Annotated in this window: 18 protein-coding genes; 14 read left to right on the top strand and 4 right to left on the bottom strand. The window is 68.9% G+C overall.

The genetic code is table 11. The annotated features are described in order from the left end of the window. Positions 1–96: 96 nt before the first annotated feature. Positions 97–1,080 (bottom strand): zinc-dependent alcohol dehydrogenase family protein, encoded by a 984-nt coding sequence (locus ACTFO6_RS02270; protein WP_439933085.1) that lies wholly within the window; start codon positions 1,078–1,080, stop codon positions 97–99. 51 nt (positions 1,081–1,131) lie between these two features. On the opposite strand from ACTFO6_RS02270, the gene ACTFO6_RS02265 reads away from it, so the two are divergent. Continuing rightward, positions 1,132–3,459, top strand: coding sequence for a putative bifunctional diguanylate cyclase/phosphodiesterase (locus tag ACTFO6_RS02265; protein ID WP_439932829.1), 2,328 nt, complete (start codon positions 1,132–1,134; stop codon positions 3,457–3,459). A 12-nt stretch (positions 3,460–3,471) separates the two neighbouring features. Here the strand turns inward: ACTFO6_RS02265 and ACTFO6_RS02260 are convergent, their stop codons facing one another. Next, positions 3,472–4,176, bottom strand: coding sequence for a hypothetical protein (locus ACTFO6_RS02260; protein ID WP_439932828.1), 705 nt, complete (start codon positions 4,174–4,176; stop codon positions 3,472–3,474). Between the two features lie 157 nt (positions 4,177–4,333). Here ACTFO6_RS02260 and rfbD point away from each other — a divergent pair, with 157 nt between their 5' ends. Next, positions 4,334–5,227 carry a dTDP-4-dehydrorhamnose reductase gene (rfbD, locus tag ACTFO6_RS02255; protein ID WP_439932827.1) on the top strand — a complete coding sequence of 298 codons (894 nt, stop codon included), beginning with the start codon at positions 4,334–4,336 and terminating at the stop codon, positions 5,225–5,227. Positions 5,228–5,257: 30 nt separating this feature from the next. On the opposite strand, the gene ACTFO6_RS02250 is transcribed toward rfbD, so the two are convergent. Continuing rightward, positions 5,258–6,703, bottom strand: a complete 1,446-nt coding sequence (locus ACTFO6_RS02250; RefSeq protein ID WP_439932826.1) for a mannose-1-phosphate guanylyltransferase/mannose-6-phosphate isomerase — start codon at positions 6,701–6,703, stop codon at positions 5,258–5,260. 315 nt (positions 6,704–7,018) lie between these two features. Here ACTFO6_RS02250 and ACTFO6_RS02245 point away from each other — a divergent pair, with 315 nt between their 5' ends. The 12 genes from ACTFO6_RS02245 (at position 7,019) to ACTFO6_RS02190 (ending at position 18,789) form a co-directional block, all read left to right on the top strand. Beyond that, a complete protein-coding gene (locus ACTFO6_RS02245) occupies positions 7,019–8,977 on the top strand; it encodes a PhoX family protein (RefSeq protein WP_439932825.1) in 1,959 nt (652 codons plus the stop codon). A 330-nt stretch (positions 8,978–9,307) separates the two neighbouring features. Then, a complete protein-coding gene (gene gspG, locus ACTFO6_RS02240; RefSeq protein WP_439932824.1) occupies positions 9,308–9,745 on the top strand; it encodes a type II secretion system major pseudopilin GspG in 438 nt (145 codons plus the stop codon). A gap of 8 nt (positions 9,746–9,753) precedes the next feature. Beyond that, positions 9,754–10,944, top strand: coding sequence for a type II secretion system F family protein (locus tag ACTFO6_RS02235; RefSeq protein ID WP_439932823.1), 1,191 nt, complete (start codon positions 9,754–9,756; stop codon positions 10,942–10,944). 4 nt (positions 10,945–10,948) lie between these two features. Next, on the top strand, positions 10,949–12,640 hold the full coding sequence (locus ACTFO6_RS02230; protein WP_439932822.1) for a GspE/PulE family protein: 1,692 nt from the start codon (positions 10,949–10,951) through the stop codon (positions 12,638–12,640). Further along, on the top strand, positions 12,621–13,430 hold the full coding sequence (locus ACTFO6_RS02225; protein ID WP_439932821.1) for a hypothetical protein: 810 nt from the start codon (positions 12,621–12,623) through the stop codon (positions 13,428–13,430). The genes ACTFO6_RS02230 and ACTFO6_RS02225 overlap by 20 nt, the downstream gene beginning before the upstream one ends. Then, positions 13,427–13,966 (top strand): hypothetical protein, encoded by a 540-nt coding sequence (locus ACTFO6_RS02220; RefSeq protein WP_439932820.1) that lies wholly within the window; start codon positions 13,427–13,429, stop codon positions 13,964–13,966. The genes ACTFO6_RS02225 and ACTFO6_RS02220 overlap by 4 nt, the downstream gene beginning before the upstream one ends. Then, positions 13,948–14,514 (top strand): hypothetical protein, encoded by a 567-nt coding sequence (locus ACTFO6_RS02215; RefSeq protein WP_439932819.1) that lies wholly within the window; start codon positions 13,948–13,950, stop codon positions 14,512–14,514. Before ACTFO6_RS02220 ends, ACTFO6_RS02215 begins: the two co-directional genes overlap by 19 nt. Further along, positions 14,511–15,017 carry a hypothetical protein gene (locus tag ACTFO6_RS02210; RefSeq protein WP_439932818.1) on the top strand — a complete coding sequence of 169 codons (507 nt, stop codon included), beginning with the start codon at positions 14,511–14,513 and terminating at the stop codon, positions 15,015–15,017. The genes ACTFO6_RS02215 and ACTFO6_RS02210 overlap by 4 nt, the downstream gene beginning before the upstream one ends. After that, positions 15,014–17,305: a secretin N-terminal domain-containing protein gene (locus ACTFO6_RS02205; protein WP_439932817.1), complete on the top strand. Its 2,292-nt coding sequence runs from the start codon at positions 15,014–15,016 to the stop codon at positions 17,303–17,305. The genes ACTFO6_RS02210 and ACTFO6_RS02205 overlap by 4 nt, the downstream gene beginning before the upstream one ends. A 6-nt stretch (positions 17,306–17,311) precedes the next feature. Further along, positions 17,312–17,854 carry a type II secretion system protein gene (locus tag ACTFO6_RS02200; RefSeq protein WP_439932816.1) on the top strand — a complete coding sequence of 181 codons (543 nt, stop codon included), beginning with the start codon at positions 17,312–17,314 and terminating at the stop codon, positions 17,852–17,854. Positions 17,855–17,900: 46 nt separating this feature from the next. Then, positions 17,901–18,299, top strand: coding sequence for a type II secretion system protein (locus ACTFO6_RS02195; protein WP_439932815.1), 399 nt, complete (start codon positions 17,901–17,903; stop codon positions 18,297–18,299). Further along, positions 18,286–18,789: a type II secretion system protein gene (locus tag ACTFO6_RS02190; protein ID WP_439932814.1), complete on the top strand. Its 504-nt coding sequence runs from the start codon at positions 18,286–18,288 to the stop codon at positions 18,787–18,789. The genes ACTFO6_RS02195 and ACTFO6_RS02190 overlap by 14 nt, the downstream gene beginning before the upstream one ends. Before the next feature lie 56 nt (positions 18,790–18,845). On the opposite strand, the gene ACTFO6_RS02185 is transcribed toward ACTFO6_RS02190, so the two are convergent. Next, entirely contained in the window at positions 18,846–19,109 is a 264-nt protein-coding gene (locus tag ACTFO6_RS02185) for a hypothetical protein (protein WP_439932813.1), read from the bottom strand. Between the last annotated feature and the right edge of the window lie 41 nt (positions 19,110–19,150).

Genomic DNA, 19,150 nt, shown 5'->3' with positions numbered 1-19,150 from the left:
TGTACCGATGGCTAGAGAAAAGTCAAGAAAAATTTGTGCGACGCAGCAAAAAAGTCACGGAGAAAAGAGAGCTACCAAAGTTTCAGTGACTTAGGCTTATGGAACTAGCACCGCCGCCCCCTGGAGGCGCCCCTGGCGGAGCCTTGCCAGAGCCTCGTTGGCCTGCTCCAGGGGCAGGGGCGTGGCGTGGGTGCGCACCGGGACTTTCGGCGCCAGGGCGAGGAACGCTTCCGCGTCCCGGCGGGTGAGGTTGGCCACCGACTGGATGCGCCGCTCGCCCCACAGGATCCGATAGGGGAAGCTGGGGATGTCGCTCATGTGGATGCCGGCGCACACCACCGTTCCACCCTTGGCTAGGCTCCTGAGGGCCATCGGGACCAGGGCTCCCACCGGGGCGAAGAGGAGGGCTGCATCCAGGGGCGCCGGGGGAGCCTCCTCGGCTGCCCCCGCCCATACCGCGCCGAGGGCGAGGGCGAAGCGCTGGCTGTCCCTGTCCTCCGGCCGGGTAAAGGCGTAGACCTCCCGGCCCTGGTGGCGCGCCACCTGGGCGATCAGGTGGGCGGCGGCGCCGAAGCCGTAAAGCCCTAAGCGCCGGGCGTCGCCGGCCATCTCCAGGGCCCGGTAGCCGATCAAGCCGGCGCACAGGAGGGGCGCCGCCTCCACGTCCGAGTACTCCGGGGGAAGGGGGAAGCAGTAGCGCTCGTCAGCCACGGTGTACTCGGCGTACCCCCCGTCTAGGTGATAGCCGGTGAACCGGGCCGCGTCGCACAGGTTTTCCCGGCCGGAGCGGCAATAGGCGCACGCTCCGCAGGTGGAGCCGAGCCAGGGGATACCGACCCGCTGGCCGGGTGTGAAGCGCTCGACACCTTTGCCCAGGGCTTCGACAGTGCCCACGATCTCGTGCCCCGGGATCAGGGGGAGCTTGGGGTCGGGCAGTTCCCCGTCCACCACGTGGAGGTCCGTCCGGCAGACGCCACACGCTTGTATTCGCACGAGAATTTTCCCTGGCCCGGGTTCGGGGACCGGCAGCTCCACGGGGACCAGCGGATGGCCCGGGATTTGCAATTGCATCCCATGCATCTTGCGGTTCCGATCCCCTTGCCCCATATGAGCCCTCCTTCCTGGCCGACGTTGAAGATCTTAGACGCCAAGCCCCCCGAGCGCCAGGCGCCTGCCGGGACAGGCTCGGCCCTGGAGGCGCTCCGGGACGGGATGGGGCCGTTTCCGGTCGAAGGGGCCGAGGAGAAACTCCACAACTTGCACCGGCTCTACCTCACCCTGATCCACACCAACCAGCTCATCGTCCGGGCTCGGGACCCGGATACCCTGTTTCGGGAGATTTGCCGCATCGCTGTGGAGCACGGCGGGATGAAGCTCGCCTGGGTGGGGCTCCTGGACCCCGCTTCGGGCGAGGTGCGGCCAGTGGTCCACGCCGGCGGGGGCGAGGACTTCCTGGACCAGGTGCGCATCCACGCCGACGCCTCCCGGCCGGCGGGAAGGGGATCTGGCGGCGACGCCTTACGGGAGGGACGGGTGGTGACCGGAGTCTGCGACGGAACCGGGGCAGAAGGTGGCCGGCTGTCCATCGACGAGTGCCTGGCGTCGGTCTCCCTGCCCCTGCGGCGAGGGGGTCGGGTGATTGGCTGCCTCAACCTCTACGCCGACCGGCTGGATCTCTTCGATGCCCAGGGGGTGGAGTTGCTGGGCGAGATGGCCGCAGACATCTCTTTCGCCCTCGACAATATCGAGGGGGAGGCCCAGCGTCGGCAGGCGGAGCGGGAGCTGCGCACCCTGTCCCAGGCGGTGGAAAGCTGCGGCAGCGTCATTTTCATCACCGACTACCGGGGGGTGATCGAATACGTGAATCCCAAGTTCACCGAAGTCACCGGCTTCACCCCGGAGCAGGCCATCGGCCGCAGCGCCCGGTTCCTCACCGCCCGGGGCCCTTCCCGGGCCCTGTACCAGGAAATGTGGCAGGCGGTGAACGAGGGACGGGAGTGGCACGGAGAGGTGCGCAACCGCACCCCGGACGGGGGACTAGGCTGGTGCATGCTCACCGTTGCGCCGGTGCGGGGAGAGGGGGGCGAGGTGAGCCACTTCGTCGCGGTGGCGGAGGACATCAGCGAGCGCAAGGCTTCCCAGGCCCAGGTGGAGCGGCTGGCCTTCTACGATCCGGTCACGGAGCTGCCCAACCGCAGCCTGTTCTCAGACCGGGTGGACCAGGCGGTGGCCGGCGCCCGGCGCAGCGGGGAGCGGGTGGCGGTCCTGTTCATGGACCTGGACCGGTTCAAGGAAATCAACGACTCCCTCGGCCACGAAGCGGGCGACCGGATGCTGCGGGAGGTGGGGGAGCGGCTTCGCGCCTGCGTGCGCCCGAGCGACACGGTGGCCCGCTTGGGGGGCGACGAGTTCGGGCTGCTGCTCACTCAGTTGGGGGCGTCCCGGGACGCGGCCGTGGTGGCGGAGAAGGTCTTGCGGGCCTTTACCCGGCCGTTTCGCATCGACGCCCACGAGGTGTTTTCCTCCCCTAGCATCGGCATCGCCGTGTTCCCCGCTGACGGCACCGACTGCGACACCCTGCTCAAGAACGCCGATGCCGCCATGTACCAAGCCAAGGAAGGACGCAACATGTACCGCTTCTTCACCCCCGAGCTCAACGCCACGGCGGTGCGGCGCCTGGAGCTGGAAGGGGCCATCCGGCGGGGGCTCGAGCGGGGGGAGTTCCAGGTCCACTACCAGCCCCAGGTGGACCTGGTGACGGAAAGCATTGTGGGCGTCGAGGCCCTCGCCCGCTGGCGGCATCCCCAGCGGGGGCTGGTGCCCCCGGCCGAGTTCATTCCCCTTGCGGAGGAGACCGGCCTCATCGTGCCGCTCGGCGAATTCGTCCTGGCCCAGGCATGCCGGGACGCGCGCCTCTGGAGCGAGCGCTACCTCCTAGCGCCCCGGGTGGCAGTCAACGTCTCGGCCCGCCAGTTCTGGCACGGAGACATTCTGCGGGCAGTGGGGTCGGCCCTCGGCACGAGCGGCCTGGATCCTTCCCGGCTGGAACTGGAGCTCACCGAAAGCGTGCTGATGAAGGACGCGGAAAGGACGGTGGCGAGCCTCAGGGAACTGAAGGCGCTGGGGGTTGGCCTGGCCATCGACGATTTCGGCACTGGGTACTCCTCTTTGAGCTATCTCAAGCGCTTCTCCATCGACGCCTTGAAGATCGACCGCTCGTTCGTGCGCGACATCGCCGACGATCCGGACGATGCCGCCATCGTGACCGCCATCATCGCCATGGCCCGGCGCCTGCGGTTGCGGGTGATCGCCGAAGGGGTGGAAGACGAGGGGCAGAAGCGCTTCCTGCTGGAGAACGGATGCCGGGAGGGGCAGGGCTTCCATTTCGCCCGGCCCATGCCCCTGGAGGAGCTGCTAGGGTACCTGGACCGGCACGGCGCGCAATCCCTGCCGCGCTGATCCCGTCCGGGATCAATTGCTCCGGCTGTGCTTCTTCAGGAAGGCGAGGATGGCCTCCAGGTCCAGCTCCACCGCGTTTTTAGGGCTGGAGGGGCCGCCTTCGATGGTGCCGTGCCAGGCGAGGTAACGGCGCATCCGATCCACCACCGCCGGCCATTCCTTGGCCGTGTGCCGTCGGGGGTCGGGGGTGGCATGGCACTGGGAGCAGGCCAGCTCGAACGCCTGCCCCTCGGGGGTGGCGAGATCGGGGTAGCGGCGGGGGTCGATGGCCTGCTGCCCGTGTTTCTTGAGATAAGCGATTAGGAGCTTCTTCTCTGCCGCCGTGGGGGCCTCGACTTCCCCCATGAGGTCTTTCATCAACGGGCCCAGGTTGCCCTTGCCCTCCATGCGCCATACCATCCGGTCCACGATGGCGGGCCAGTCGGCGGCCGTGTGCATGGCGGGGCTCGGCAGATGATGGCACTGGACGCAGTAGCGCTTGAGCAGCCGGGCTCCTTCCGACCGGGGCTCGGGCAGCGTGGCCGGATCGGGCCCCGGGGGCAGGATGCGGCGCAGCAGGTTACCGTGAACCGTCTGATCCCAGCGCTGGGAATACCGGGCCTCCAGGGGGCTCACCGGGGTCGCTTGGGCTTTGGACGGGGGAAGCTCCCCGGCCGCGAGATTCCCGCCGGTCAATGCGGCTCCGAGGAGGGCGGCGAGTACTCGGGCGCTGCGCACGGCTCACATCCTGATGGTGTTCCGCCTGTCAAGTTACCACAACCGTCTTTGCCCCGGACAGTCTACGCATTAATCGCCCCAAGTTTTCGATGAGCAAGCCCCGTAGAATCAGGCATCGCTTACTTTACCAATAGCTTTTTGGCTACGGTGGCGCGCCATGGCGATCATGATTCTCGGGAAGGATGGGCAACTAGGCTGGGAGCTCCAGCGCGCCTTCTCGCCCCTAGGACCGGTGACGTCCTTGGGCCGTGCCGAGCTGGATCTAGCCGATGCCGATGCCATTCGCCGCGCCGTGCGCGCGATCGCTCCGGCACTGGTGGTGAACGCGGCCGCCTACACGGCGGTGGACCGGGCCGAAGCCGAGCCGGACCTCGCCCGGGCGGTCAACGCCGCCGCGCCCGGCGTCCTGGCGGAGGAATGCGTCCGCCTGGGCGCGGCCCTCATCCACTACTCCACCGATTACGTCTTCGACGGAGCCCGGCGCGTGTCCTATCGGGAAACCGACACGCCTAACCCGCTCAACGTGTATGGGCGCACCAAGCTGGAGGGGGAGCGGGCGGTACAAGCCGCCGGGGGGGTGCACGTGATCTTCCGCACCGCGTGGGTCTACGCGGCCCGGGGAAGGAATTTTCTGCTCACCATCCGACGGCTTTCCAACGAGCGGGAGGCGCTTCAGGTGGTGGACGACCAAGTGGGGTGTCCCACCTGGGCGCGGCTTTTGGCCGAGGCCACCGCCCGGGTGGTGCGGGCGAGCCGCGTCGTGGAAACCCGAGACGCCGGCTGGCTAAGGGAGCGTAGTGGCCTCTACCACTTGGCCTGCGGCGGCGAGACTTCCTGGTGCGGCTTCGCTCGGGCCATCGTGGCCCAAGTGCCGGGGGCGCGGCCCGTGCCAGTCCATCCCATCCCCACGTCGGCGTATCCCACGCCCGCCCGGCGGCCCGCCTATTCGGTGCTCAACTGCGACAAGGCGCTCCAGGTCTTCGGCCTGAGGCTACCCTCCTGGGACGAGGGCTTGAGGCTATTCGCCGCGGACATGGCGACGAGCGGCTGATCAGCGCGCCGAATGCGGGCTGCATGCGCTTCATCCGTCGCCGCCTGGGAGCGGCGGCCCGACCCGGCTGTAAGCGTCCTCGAAGCGCACGATGTCATCCTCTCCCAGATACGCGCCCGACTGCACCTCGATCAGCTGTAAGGGGATCTTGCCCGGGTTCTCCAACCGGTGGGTGACGCCGAGGGGAATGTAGGTGGACTGGTTTTCCGTGAGCACCAGGGTTTCGTCGCCCCGGGTGACTTTGGCGGTGCCCACCACCACCACCCAGTGCTCGGCCCGGTGGTGGTGCATCTGCAGGGAGAGCTTCTGCCCCGGGTTCACCGTGATGCGCTTCACCTGGAAGCGGTGGCCGGCGTCGATGCTCTCGTAGCAGCCCCAGGGCCGGTACACCGTGCGGTGGGTGACGTGCTCGTGGCGGTTGCGGGCGCGCAGGTCCTCCACCACCTGACGCACTTTCTGGACCTCGTCCCGGCGGGCCACCAGTACCGCGTCGGGCGTCTCCACGATCACCAGGTCTTCGACCCCCAGGGCGGCCACGAACCGCCGTTCGGCGTAGACGTAGCTGTTCCTGGCCCCGTCCAGGTGCACATCCCCGCGGGTCACGTTGCCCGCGGCGTCTTTGACCCCCACCTCCCACAGCGCCTTCCATGAGCCCAGGTCGGTCCAGGAGAAGTCCACCGGCATCACCACTGCCCGGTCCGTGTGCTCCATGACCGCGTAGTCGATGGAAACCGAGGGGCTGCGGCCAAACGCTTCGGCCTCGAGCCGCAGGAAGTCCAGGTCTTTGCCCGCTTTGGCCAGGGCCTCCTCGCACGCCGCCACCAGAGCCGGCTGCAGTCGCCTGAGCTCCGCCAGCACGCCCTCGGCCTGGAACAGAAACATGCCGCTGTTCCAGTAGTGCCGGCCGGAAGCCTGGAAACGGGCCGCCGTCTCCTCGTCGGGTTTTTCCAGGAAGCGGGCGACCCGGTAGCCGGCCGCGCCCGCGCCCAGCGCTTTCCCCCGCTCGATGTAACCGTAGCCGGTCTCCGCCCAGCGGGGCGTGACGCCGAAGGTGACCAGATGGCCCGCCTGGGCGGCCGGGACCGCGGCGCGGATCGCCCCCCGCAGCGCGGCCGCGTCCGGAATGTGGTGGTCCGCCGGGAGCACCAGCATTAGGGCCGCCGGGTCGTGGCGCAGCAGGTGCAGGGCCGCCACCGCGATGGCGGGGGCGGTGTTACGGGCCGCGGGCTCCAGGATCAGGGCCTCGGGCTTCAAGCCGATGCCGCGCAGGTGCTCGGCCACCAGGAAGCGGTGCTCCTGGTTTGCTACCACCACCGTGGCGCGCAGGCCCTCCAGGCCGTCGAGCCGCAGCAGCGTTTCCTGGAGCAGGCTGTGTTCGGAGGTGAGGCGCAGGAACTGCTTGGGCAGCGTTTCCCGCGACATGGGCCAGAGCCGCGTGCCGGCGCCTCCTGAGAGAACCACCGCGTAGATGTCCATTGCCGAAAACCTCTCCAGCGCGAGTGAAACAGGCGTTGCCAGACTTGTACACCATGGGGTTCCCCGTCGTCCAGTCCGCAGCCGCGTATCCCCGGGCTCGGGGATCATGGCGCGTCTCCTTGTTTTGCGGGCTCGCGGCCGCATGGTCCGGACGGCCTATCATGGCCGCTCGCGCTGACACAGAAGATGCAACATTCCGGCTTTAAAGACGCAACATTCCCCCTTTAGCCTCCTCCTCGCCGCTCGACCGGGATGCCGCACCGTCAGCGCTTCGAGTTCCCATTTTTCTCAACCAGCCCATCGAGGAGATGCTTCATGCGTCGGCACGAAGAAGAGCAAGTCTGTAATCCCTCCGGCAACGACTATTTCGGCGACATCCTTGAGGTCAACCTCACCCGGCGCCGGGTGTTCAAAGGCGGCCTGGGCGCCGCCCTCGGCTTTCTCGGGCTCCCGGCCCTGGCTCCCGTCCCGGATGCCGGCGCGGCCTCCCTTCCTCCCCGCCAGGATTTCGGCGGGATCGGGTTCGACGGCATCGCGCCCAACACCCTGGCCAACGGCCTGGTGGACGACGTGCGCCTTCCCCCGGGCTATCGCTACGAGGTCCTGTTCGCGTGGGGCGATCCCATCGGCATCGTCGGGCTGCCTCCCGGACAGCCCGAGTTCAAGTGGGACGCCAGCAACAGCGCCGAGGAGCAGGCGCTGCAGTCCGGCGCCCACCACGATGGCATGTGGTTTTTCCCGTTCCCGGGCCCCCGCGGCCGCAGCCGAGGGCTCCTGTGCGTGAACCACGAGTACGTGGATCAGGGCCTTCTCTTTCCCGACGGCACCGCCCACTGGTCCCCGGAAAAAATCCGCAAATCCCAAAACGCCCACGGCGTGAGCGTGGTGGAAGTGTGGAAGGACCCGCGCATGGGCAAGTGGTCGCTGAAGCGCCCCTCTCCCTTCGCCCGCCGGCTGACCGGCAACTCTCCCATGAAGCTCTCCGGCCCCGCGGCCGGCCACCCGCTGCTGCAAACCGCAGCCGACCCCGCCGGCGTGACCGTCCTGGGGACCCTCAACAACTGCGCCTCCGGCCACACCCCCTGGGGCACCTACCTCACGTGCGAGGAAAACTGGAACGGGTACTTCAGCAGCGCGGTGCCGGGCTTCAACGATGCCCGCACCGGCGACCAGAGGCGCTACGGGCTCAGCGCCGCCGGGTTCGGGTACCGCTGGCACGAATTCGATGAACGCTTCGAGCTGACCGCCAATCCCAACGAGCCCCACCGCTTCGGTTACGTGGTGGAGATCGACCCGTTCAACCCCAGGAGCACGCCGAAAAAGCGCACCGCCCTGGGGCGGCTCAAGCACGAGAACGCCGAGGTGGTGCTATCCAAGCACGGCCACGCGGTGGTCTATACCGGTGACGACGAGCGTTTCGAGTACATCTACAAGTTCGTGAGCAAGCGCAAGTTTGACCCGAAGCATCGATCCGCCAACATGGATCTGTTGGACGAGGGAACGCTCTATGTCGCCCGGTTCAACGCCGACGGCACCGGCCAGTGGCTCGAGCTCTCGCCCAAAAACCCGGCCCTGGCCGGCTGGAGCCTGGCCGAGATCTGCATCCGCACCCGCCAGGCGGCGGACGCGGCGGGCGCCACCAGGATGGATCGCCCCGAGTGGATCGCGGTCCACCCGTTCTCCAAGGCGGTCTATTGCACCCTCACCAACAACAGCCGCCGCGGCACCGGCAGCAACCCGGGGCCCGACGCCGCCAACCCGCGCGGCCCCAACATCTACGGTCACATCATCCGCTGGAACGAGGCGGGCGGCGACCCGGCGGCCACCACGTTCACCTGGGACATTTTCGCCCTCGCCGGCGATCCGGCGGTGGATCCGGCGAGCAATATCAACGGGGACTTGTACAACAGCCCGGACGGCCTGTGGTTCGATCCGGACGGGCGCCTGTGGATCCAGACCGACGCGACGACGGAAGCGTCGAGCTACGACCCGGGCGGCGTCAACGCCAGCATCGGCACCAACCAGATGCTGGCCGCCGATCCCCTCACCCGGGAGACGCGCCGCTTCCTCACCGGCCCCCGCGGGTGCGAAGTGACGGGCGTCACGATGACGCCCGACGGCAAGGCGATGTTCGTCAACATCCAGCACCCCGGCGAGGATTGGGAGAGCTCGCCCACGGAGGTGAGCGACTGGCCAGACCGCAACGCCCGGCCCCGCTCGGCCACCATCGTGATCACCCGCGAGGACGGGGGCGTGATCGGGGGGCACCGGTGATCGCCCTCTCCGGCGCCGTGCTGGGCATTCTGGAATAGGCATGGAGGCCGACATCTGACGATTTCCGGTAGGGGTGCCAGGGCATGAAGGTCTGCGGCGGGCCGGCGTCACGCGGCTGTAACGTGAGAGCCCTAGCCTGAGGCTTGTTTCCGCGTGCCGCAGCCCCGACCGCCGTTCGTCGCATCTACGGGTTGGATCATGGGTCGAAACCTCTCTACGTCTATGCCGCCTGAACCGCTTCTCCCGGGGGCGCCATGGAAGCGGGCGCTTTGCCCCTTGCCCGCCGCCCGGCGGCGCCGCTCCGATGACGCGGGCGGACGGTACGCTCTCATGGTGCACGCTTCTCTCCTCGCTCTTCGCAGGCCGCGGCGGGCGGGTTTCACGCTCCTCGAGCTTCTGGTGGTCATGGTGATCCTAGGCCTGCTGGCGGGATTCGTGGCGCCGCGCTATTTCTCCCAGGTGGGCAAATCGGAAGCGAAGACGGCCCGCGTCCAGATCGAAGCCTTCGGCAAGGCGCTGGACCAGTACCGCCTGGACGTGGGGCGCTATCCCACGAGCGAGCAAGGGTTAGGAGCTCTGGTGCGGCGCCCCGAAAACGAGCCGCGCTGGGACGGGCCGTACCTCAAGAAGGGCGTGCCCGCGGACCCTTGGGGGCGGCCCTACTTCTACCGCTCGCCCGGCGAGCACGGCGAATACGACCTCGCCTCCTGGGGCAAGGACGGCCAGCCGGGCGGCAGCGGGGAGGCGGCTGACCTCGTGAGCTGGTAGCGCGGGCGATGGACGTTCAGGTCAAGGCCCTCAAGCCCTCCGCCGGGATCGTGGTATTGAGCCTCGAAGCGGCCGACGAGCAGGACGCGGCGGCCCAAGCGGCGGCGCAGGGCTATGTCGTCCTTTCCACCGCACGCCGGGTTCGTCTCCGGCACTTGGCTGAGGGTTTCAGGCCGAGGTTTCCCCTGGCGCTCTTCAGCCAAGAGTTGCTCGCGCTGCTCAACGCGGGCTTGAGCCTGGTCGAGTCGCTGGAAGCGCTGAGCGCGAAGGAGCGCAAGGCCGAGCACCGCGCGGTGATCGCCGCGCTACTGGCGCGGCTGCGGGAGGGTCAGCCCCTCTCGGCGGCCATGGCGTCGGTGCCAGAAGCATTTCCACCGCTTTACGTATCGACGGTGAGGGCCGCCGAACGCACGGGAAACATTCCCGAGGCCCTTTCCCGCTACGTGATCTACCAGAGCCGGGTGGATCACGTGAAGAAACGCATCGTGAACGCCTCCATCTACCCGGCGCTGCTCCTGGCGGTGGGGGCGCTGGTGACCCTGTTCCTCCTGGGCTACGTGGTACCCCGGTTCAGCGCCATCTACGAGGACGCGGGCGCGAGGCTCCCTTGGCTGTCGCGCCTGCTCCTCGAGTGGGGCCGCGTGGTCGAGGCCCACGGGGCGCTGGTGCTGATGACTCTGTTCGCCGCCTTGGGCGGCACCCTTTACAGGCTGACCCGCCGGGGCGCGCGGGCACGGCTGGCCGCCTGGCTGGGAAAGCTGCCCGTTGCGGGCGAACGGATGCGCGTGTACCAGCTCGCCCGTCTGTATCGCACGGTGGGCATGCTGCTCAAGGGCGGCACGCCGGTTGTCGGCGCCCTGGGCATGGCGGGCGGACTGCTGGAGCCTCCGCTGCGCGCGAGGCTGGAGCGCGCGGCCCGGGCGATCGGCGAGGGCGTTCCCCTGTCGCAGGCGATGGAGATCCATGGCCTCACTACGCCGGTGGCCGAGCGGCTGCTCCAGGTGGGCGAGCGCACCGGGGCCATGGGCGAGATGATGGAGCGCATCGGCGAGTTCCACGACGAGGAAATGTCCCGCTGGGTGGAATGGTTCACGCGGCTCTTCGAGCCGTTGCTCATGGCGGCGATCGGGCTGGTGATCGGCGTGATCGTGTGGCTCATGTACATGCCCATCTTCGAGCTGGCGGGGAGCATCCAGTAGCGTCATGGACGTGGACCGCGCACCGCTGCAATCCCTCATCACGCCCGCGCTGGTGCGGAACGCGAGGGCCCTTGCCGAAGCGCGGGGCGCGCGGCTGATGGAGGCGCTGGAGGAGCTGGCGGGGCTCGCACCCACCGAATTCGCGCAGGCGCTCGCCGCGGCGCTCAGGATGGCGGTGGCCACCATGGACGATCTGCACCGGTGGACACCCCAATGGGAGCGGCTTCCCTACGCCGAAGCGCTCGCCCGGGAGTGCATCCTGTTCACCGACGAAGATGGTGCCCCGGTGCTGGTGGTGGCGGACCCCCTGGACGAGACGCTCCGCCCGTGGGCGGAAGAGCGGCTCGCGCAGGCCTTCTCCTGGCGGTTCGCCCACCGGGCGGACGTGACCGCGTACCTCGCCCGCCACGAGGAGACCCTGCGCGCCATGGACGGCGTGCTCGCCAGGGCGGAGAACGGTGCCACTGCGGCCCCTGGCGTCGAGGACCTGTCCCTCAGGAGCATCAGCCAGGACTCGAGCCCGGTGGTAAAACTCGTGCGCTCGACCCTCTACGACGCCCTCAAGGTCGGGGCGAGCGACGTGCACCTGGAAAGCACCGCGACGGGCCTCGCCATCAAGTACCGGGTGGACGGGGTGCTGACCGCGATGGGAACCGTGGCCGGGAACGAGCTAGCGGAGCAGGCGATTTCCCGCGTCAAGGTGCTGTCGGAGCTCGACATCGCCGAGCGACGGGTGCCTCAGGACGGCCGCTTCAAGGCCACGGTGCGAGGCCGGGAAATCGACTTCCGCGTCTCCATCATGCCCAGCATCTTGGGCGAGGATGCGGTGCTGCGCATTTTGGACAAGCAGGCCCTCACCGACCAGCTCGCCGGGCTTACTCTCGACGCCCTCGGCTTCGACGAGCCCTCCCGTCGGGGGATCCGCCGCCTCTCCAACGAGCCCTACGGCATGATGCTGGTGACTGGCCCCACCGGCAGCGGCAAGACCACCACCTTGTACGCCGCGATTTCCGAGGTGAATCGCGGCCACGACAAGATCGTCACCATCGAAGACCCGGTGGAGTACCAGCTTCCCGGCGTGCTGCAGATTCCGGTGAACGAGAAGAAGGGCCTCACCTTCGCCCGGGGCCTGCGCTCCATCCTGCGCCACGACCCGGACAAGATCATGGTGGGCGAGATCCGCGACCCGGAGACGGCCCAGATCGCGGTGCAGGCCGCCCTCACCGGCCACCTGGTGTTCACCACGGTCCACGCCAACAACGTGTTCGACGTGATCGGCCGCTTTACCCACATGGGGGTCGATCCCTACAGCTTCGTTTCCGCCTTGAATGGCATCCTCGCCCAGCGGCTGGTGCGGCTCACCTGCCGCGCCTGCGCGATGGATGAGAGGCCGGGCGAAGCGCTCCTGCGGGAATCGGGGCTCGATCCCGCCGCCGCGTCCGCTTTCCGCTTTCGCGTTGGAAAGGGCTGCGGCCAGTGCCGCGGCACCGGCTACCGGGGCCGGCGCGCCATCGCCGAGCTGCTCATGCTCGATGACGAGCTGCGGGAGCTGATCGTCGCCCGCACGCCGGTGCGCCGCCTCAAGGAAGCCGCCCGGCGGGCCGGGACCCGCTTCCTGCGGGAAGCGGCGGTGGACCTGGTGCGCCAGGGGATCACGACGCTCCAGGAGGCGAACCGTGTCACGCTGGTGGCCTGAAGAATTGCACATCGCCCTCGCGCCGGAGCGGGTGCTCCTGGCCCGGGCGCCTTTCGGCATGAGGCGGCGCACCGTGGAGTGCGAGGCGCTCGCCTGCGCGCCCGACGTAGGCGCGACGCCGTGGGCGCCGGCCGTCACGGCGCTGGAGCAGGCGCTTGCGCGGTCGCGGTGGCGGCGAGCCTCTGCCCGCGTCGTTCTTTCGGACCGCTTCGTCCGCTATGGCATTCTGCCCTGGAGCGAGGCGATCGCGGGGCCGCACGAGCTGGAGCGGGCCGCCGCGGCGCAACTGCGGATGGTGCATGGCGAGCGGGTGGACGGGTGGGTGCTGCGGGTCGACGGGGGCGGGTACGGGTCGGCGTTCCTGGTGGCCGCCGTGGACCGGCAGCTCATCGATCGGATCAAGCAGCTTGCGGCGGCGGCCCGGTTGAGGCTGCGCGCACTGGAACCCCGCTTCGCGGCTGCCTATCGCCGCTGCCGCGGCAAGCTCAGGGGAGAGGCCGTCTGGTTCGCCGTCCTGGACGCGGAGCGCGTTAGCGTCGCGTACCTGGATGGGGCGGGCCTGCGGGGGTTCCACAGCGTGCGCGTGACGCAGGATCCGGTCGCGGAGCTGGAGGCGCTGATCCAGCGCTGGGCGCTCCTGGAAGAAGGCATCGGCACGGACGCTCCGGTCTACTGGTACGCGCCGGGCGAGCCGGCCGAATCGCAGCGGCGCACCCGCCTCACCCTGAGGTCCCTCGACGCGGGCATGGACGGCGGCTGCGCCCGCCTTGCCCTCACGGGGGCGCCGTGAAACCGGACCTGCGCCTGGATTTCTTGAAGTCTACCCGCTCGCCGGGCCTGGCCGCGTGGGGACTGTTCGTCTCGGGCCTGGCGGCCGTGTTCGCGGTGGGGGCGGCGTACGTGGAGGCGGGCCGGTGGCGCGATGCCATGGAGGACGCCGTGACGGAGATGAAGCGGCTGTCCCAGCGCCGGGGGGCTCCCCTTGCCGTCCCCGCCGCGGTGACCGAGGGAACGCGCCGGGAGATCCAGCAGGCGAACCACGTGATCGAGCGCATCGCGGTCCCGTGGAATGCCCTGTTCCACGGGCTGGAAGGCGCGGCGGACGAGACCGTAGCGCTCCTGTCAGTCCAGTCCGATGCGGAAAAGCGCGCGTTCCGGCTCGAGGGCGAAGCGAAGGACCTGGCGGCGGTGCTGGCGTTCGTGGCGCGGCTCGAAGCCGCGGAGACTCTTTTCGACGCGATGCTGGCGAGCCACGCGGTGAAGGACGAGGGTGGAGGGCGGCCGGTGGGATTCACGGTGACGGGACGATGGACGGCGCCTCGCTGAATCGGATCCTGTGGTATTGCCGCCGCGAACTGGACCGGCTGGGCGGCGTGGGTCTGGCGGGTTTTACGCTCCTTGCGCTGGCCGCGGGTACCTACGTCACTGCGGTGGCGCCCATGCGGGAAGAGGCTCGAGCCTTGGAGGCGGAGGTGAAATCGCTTGCTCAGGCGCTGGGGGCCACGGAGACAAGCGGCGCGGCGCGACAGGCCAGCCCCGGGGACAAGCTGCAGCAGTTCTACGGCTACTTTCCGCCGGTGACGGCGGCGCCGGCGCTGCTCGCGCGCATCTTCGACGCCGCCCGCGCCCGGCGCCTCGCGCTCAAGTCGGGGGAATACAAGCTGGTGCAGGAACGGGACTTCAAGCTCGCCCGCTATCAGGTGCTGCTGCCCTTGAGCGGCCGTTACGGGGACGTGCGCGATTTCGTCAACGCGGTGCTGGAGGCGCTCCCCGCGGCGGTGCTGGACGATTTCGCGCTCCAGCGGGAGAACGTGGGCGCCTCCACCGTGGAGGCGCGGGTGAGGCTCACCCTGTACCTGCGGGAGGGGCCGTGAAGTTCGCGAGGAAGACCCGGGCCGCGCTTCTGGCGCTGGCGTTGGCGGCGGCGCTTTTCCTCGCGTTCGGGCTCGAACCGCCTGGCGGCGCCGAAGCGGGCGTGGCCGAGGCGAGCGTACCCGAGCGCCGCCCGTTTGCGCGGTCCGCCGCCGGAGCGCCGGCGCTGGATCTCGACCGGCTCGGGCGGGAGGTGGAGAAGATGGACGGAGGGCGCGACTTGTTCGCCAGCCGCTCGTGGGCGTTCCCGTCGCCGCGGCCGGCGCCCGCCGCGCCCGCGCCCAGGCCGGGACCGCCGCCGCTTCCGTTCGCCTACATGGGCAAGCTGATCGAGGGCGACCGGATCGTGGTCTTCCTCTCGGCGGGCGAGCGCAATCACGTGGTCGAGATGGGCGACACCATCGACGGGACGTACCGGGTCGACGCGATCCGGGCGGGCGCGCTGGTGCTGACTTATCTTCCCTTGAACGAGCGGCAGACGCTCTCCATCGGGAGCATGGAATGAAGCCCGGATGGATCGTGGCGATCTGGGCGGCGGCTGTCCTGCTTGCGGCGTGCGCCTCGAACCCGGCCTTCGAGGAGGGCAAGACGCTGCTGGCGCGGGGGGACACGATGGCGGGCCTGCAGAAACTGGAGCAGGCGGCCCAGGAAGCGCCCGGCGACAAGCGGGTCAACGACTATTATCGCCGGCAGCGGGAAGCGGCGCTGGCCCAGCTCCTCACCCAGGCGGACTACGACCTGGACTGGGGCCGGCTGGAGGAGGCGCAAGCCGCCTATCGCAGAGCCCTCGAGATCGATTCCCGCAACGCCCATGCCCAGGCCGGCCTCCAGCGGATTGCCTCCCAGCGCGAGCAGGCGAGAAGGCTGGAGCAGGCCGAGCAGGCGCTGGCTCGGGGAGACGTGGCGGCGGCGGAGGCCGCGACCCGCTCGGTGCTTTCGATCAATCCCGGCAACCGCCAGGCGCGGCGGCTCATGGCGGCCATCGGCCGGCACCGGCCGGAAGCCGGGACCGTGCCGGCGAGCCTCAAGGGCGCGCTCGCACGGACGGTCACCCTGGAGTTCCGCGAAGCGGCGCTCAAGAGCGTGTTCGAGGTGCTCGCCCGCACCGCGGGCGTCAACTTCGTGTTCGACAAGGACGTGCGGCAAGACACGAAGGTCACCCTCTTCGTGCGCGACTCGTCCATCGACGACGTGATCAAGCTGATCGCGGTGACCAACCAGCTCGAGCGCAAAGTGCTCAACGACAATACGCTGCTCATCTACCCCAACACGCCGGCGAAGCTCAAGGAGTACCGGGAGCTGGTGGTGCGCACGTTCTATCTCGCCAACGCCGACGCGAAGCTGGCGCAGAACCTGGTGAAGACAGTGGCGAAGAGCCGGGACGTTTTCGTGGACGAGAAGCTCAATCTCCTCGTCGTGAAGGACACGCCGGAGGCGGTGCGCCTCGTCGAGCGGCTGGTCGCCCTTCAGGATCTGGCCGAGCCGGAAGTCATGCTGGAGGTGGAGGTACTGGAAGTGGGCACGGGAAAGCTCCAGGAGCTGGGTATCCGCTATCCCGAGCGGATGAACGTGGGCGTGCCGGGCGCGAGCGCAGATCCCGCCACCGGTACCGCCATCGGGATATCCGGCCTGCCCCAGAACGTGGTGCTCGACAGCGGCCTGAACCTCAAGGCCTTCGTCGCCAACCCGGTGGCGGTGGTCAACCTGCGCCGGCAGGACAGCGAGACCAACGTGCTGGCCAATCCCCGCATCCGGGTGCGCAACCGGGAAAAGGCCAAGATCCTGATCGGCGAGAAGGTGCCCGTGGTGACCACCACCTCGACCGCCAACGTGGGCGTGTCGTCCAACATCAGCTATCTGGACGTGGGCCTGACGCTGGAGGTGGAGCCCACGGTGCACCTGGGCGACGAGGTGGCGATCAGGGTGGGGCTCGAAGTCTCCAACATCCTGGAAACCATCGAGTTCGCCGGCGCGCTGGCGTTCCGGCTGGGGCGGCGCACGGCGACCACGGTGCTCCGGCTGCGCGACGGCGAGACCCAGGTGCTGGCGGGCCTCATTCAGGATGATGACCGGCGCACGGTCAGCAAGCTGCCGGGCCTGGGGGACTTCCCGGTCCTGGGGAAGCTCTTTTCGAGCAGCAACGAAAACAATCAGAAGACCGAGATCGTTCTGCTTATCACGCCGCGCATCGTGCGCAACCTCGATCGTCCTGAGCTGCGGTTGACCGAGTTCGCATCCGGCACCGACGCGGCGGTGGGGGCCGCGCCGCTGACGGTTCAAGGCACGGCGCCGGGCGGCCTCTCCCTCGCGTCCCGCGCTCCCGGCGGCGCAGCGGCGCCTGCGCTGTCCCCGCCGGGAGAAGCTCCAGTGCCGGTGCTGCCCCCGGCGCCCGCGGCCCTTGTCGTGACGGCGCCGAGCCAGGTGCGCGTGGGGCAGCCGTTCACGGTGGCGGTGGCCCTGCCCCCCACCGTTGCGGCGGCGACGCTGGAGCTGGTATACGACCCTGGCGTGCTGTCGCCGGTCACGCCCGCCTCCGGAGTGCAGACGGAACCGGGCGGGCTGGCCGGCGGCGCCGGACCCGCCGCCCCTTCAGCGCCGGCGCCGGGCCGGATCTCCATCTCCCTTGCGCGGGAGGCGGGCGGTCCGGCGGCGGCCCAGTTCCAATTTATTGCCCTGGGGACCGACGGAGGCGCGACCCTGCTTTCCTTCGACCGGGTGCTGGTCACCGACGAGGGCGGCAATCCGGTGCCGGCGGCCGATCTCGCGCCGGTGCGGCTCGCGCTGGTCCCGTGAGGGAACATGGACGGCGCGTGCAACGGAGAGAATCCAGCACGGACGAGGGCCGGGGCATCCGCTGCCCGCCGCTCGCGATTCGCCGCCCGCGGGTTCACGTTCATCGAGCTGCTCATCACCGTGGCCATCGTCGCTTTGCTCGCCTCGGTGGCGCTGCCCCTCGCCGAGGTTTCCGTCCAGCGCGGCAAGGAGCAGGAACTGCGCCGGGCCCTGCGGGAAATCCGCGGCGCCATCGACGCCTACAAAGACGCCGTGGACCAGGGTCGGGTCGCGAAGAAGGCGCACGCCTCGGGCTACCCGCCGTCGCTGGAGGTATTGGTCTCCGGCGTCGAGGACGCGAAGGACCCGCAGAAGAAAAGAATCTACTTCCTGCGGCGCGTGCCGCGGGATCCGATGGGCGACGACGCGGGTCTGTCCGCGGCCGAAACCTGGGGCAAGCGCAGCTACGCCAGCCCGCCCGACGCGCCGGCGGAAGGCGACGACGTGTTCGATGTCTACTCCCGGTCGGAAAAAGTGGGGTTGAATGGGATTCCGTATCGCGAGTGGTGAAGCGCCAGGGGCGGGTCGTGAGCGAACCGGCGGCGCGCAGCGGGTCTTGGCGCTTCGCCCTTCGGATGCCTGTTTTCCTGGATTTACCCTGATCGAGCTGCTGGTGGTGCTGGCCATCGTGGCGCTGCTCCTCTCCATTGCGGCCCCGAGATACTTCGGCAGCCTCGAGCGATCGAAGGAAGCGGTGCTCAAGGAAAATCTTTTCCTCCTGCGGGAGGCGATCGATCAGTACTACGCCGACCGGGGGCGCTATCCTCCTTCCCTGGAGGACCTGGTGGAGGCGAGATACTTGCGCCGCATTCCCCTGGATCCCGTCACCGGGCAAGCCGACACCTGGATCGTGCTCGTGCCCGCCGGCGGATCCTCGAGCCCGGGCGGCGTCCTCGACGTGAAGAGCGGTGCCGAGGGACGCGCCCGGGACGGCACGGCCTATGGGGACTGGTGAGCGGCGCTTTGGTCTCGGGGGCGGGTTCACCTACGCCGGCGTCCTGGCCGCCGTCGCGCTGGTGGGCATCGGCCTGGCGTCGGCGGGCGTGGTGTGGGAGACCGCCTCACGCCGGGAAAAGGAGCGGGAGCTGCTCTTCGTCGGCGAGCAGTATCGCCGCGCCATCGCGAGCTATTTCCACGCGACGCCGGGCGCCGCCAAGGAGTTCCCGCCGAGCCTGGACGACTTGATCCTGGACCAGCGCCATCCCGTCGCGCGCCGTCATCTCAGGAAGAAGTTCAGGGATCCGATCACGGGCAGCCGGGACTGGGGGCTGGTGCGCGGACCCGGGAAGCGCATCATGGGCGTTTACAGTCGCTCGGAGCGCGCGCCGATCAAGACCGATGGATTTCCGCCGGCGCTGGCGGGCTTTTCCGGGGCGACGAGTTATATCCAGTGGCGCTTCGTCTATATTCCGGACTGGGAGGCCGTGCACAAAGCGCAACCATGAACCCGTTACACCCGGATGAATTTTTTGTTACAAGCTGGCGGGCGGAGGGGAACCCGTCATTTCTTGAGGTTTTTCCTGAGCCACTTGTTCACGTCGACGGGCCCGAAGCCGTCGTAGCGGCCGTCCAGCTCGAACACGTAGAAGGTGGTGTCGCCGGGCAGATGCTGCTCCACCATGCCGGCCAACACCCGCGGATGTTCCCTGGTTTTGATGAGGAAACAGCCCTCTATGATTTGAACGCCGTCGTGGTCGGCGACGGCCGCCTCCAGGGCGGACCCGGCGTTGGCCGCGGGGTCGCACACGATGAGCATCACCGGCATATTCTTCCTCCCCTGCTCGAACGGGAAACGCTGCTCCTGCC

Source organism: Pelomicrobium sp. G1, from assembly GCF_051905455.1.
In the GTDB taxonomy this organism is placed as follows: Bacteria; Pseudomonadota; Gammaproteobacteria; order Burkholderiales; family UBA6910; genus Pelomicrobium.
Note: the sequence above shows the minus strand (reverse complement) of the source record. Positions and strands in the feature narration are given on the sequence as shown.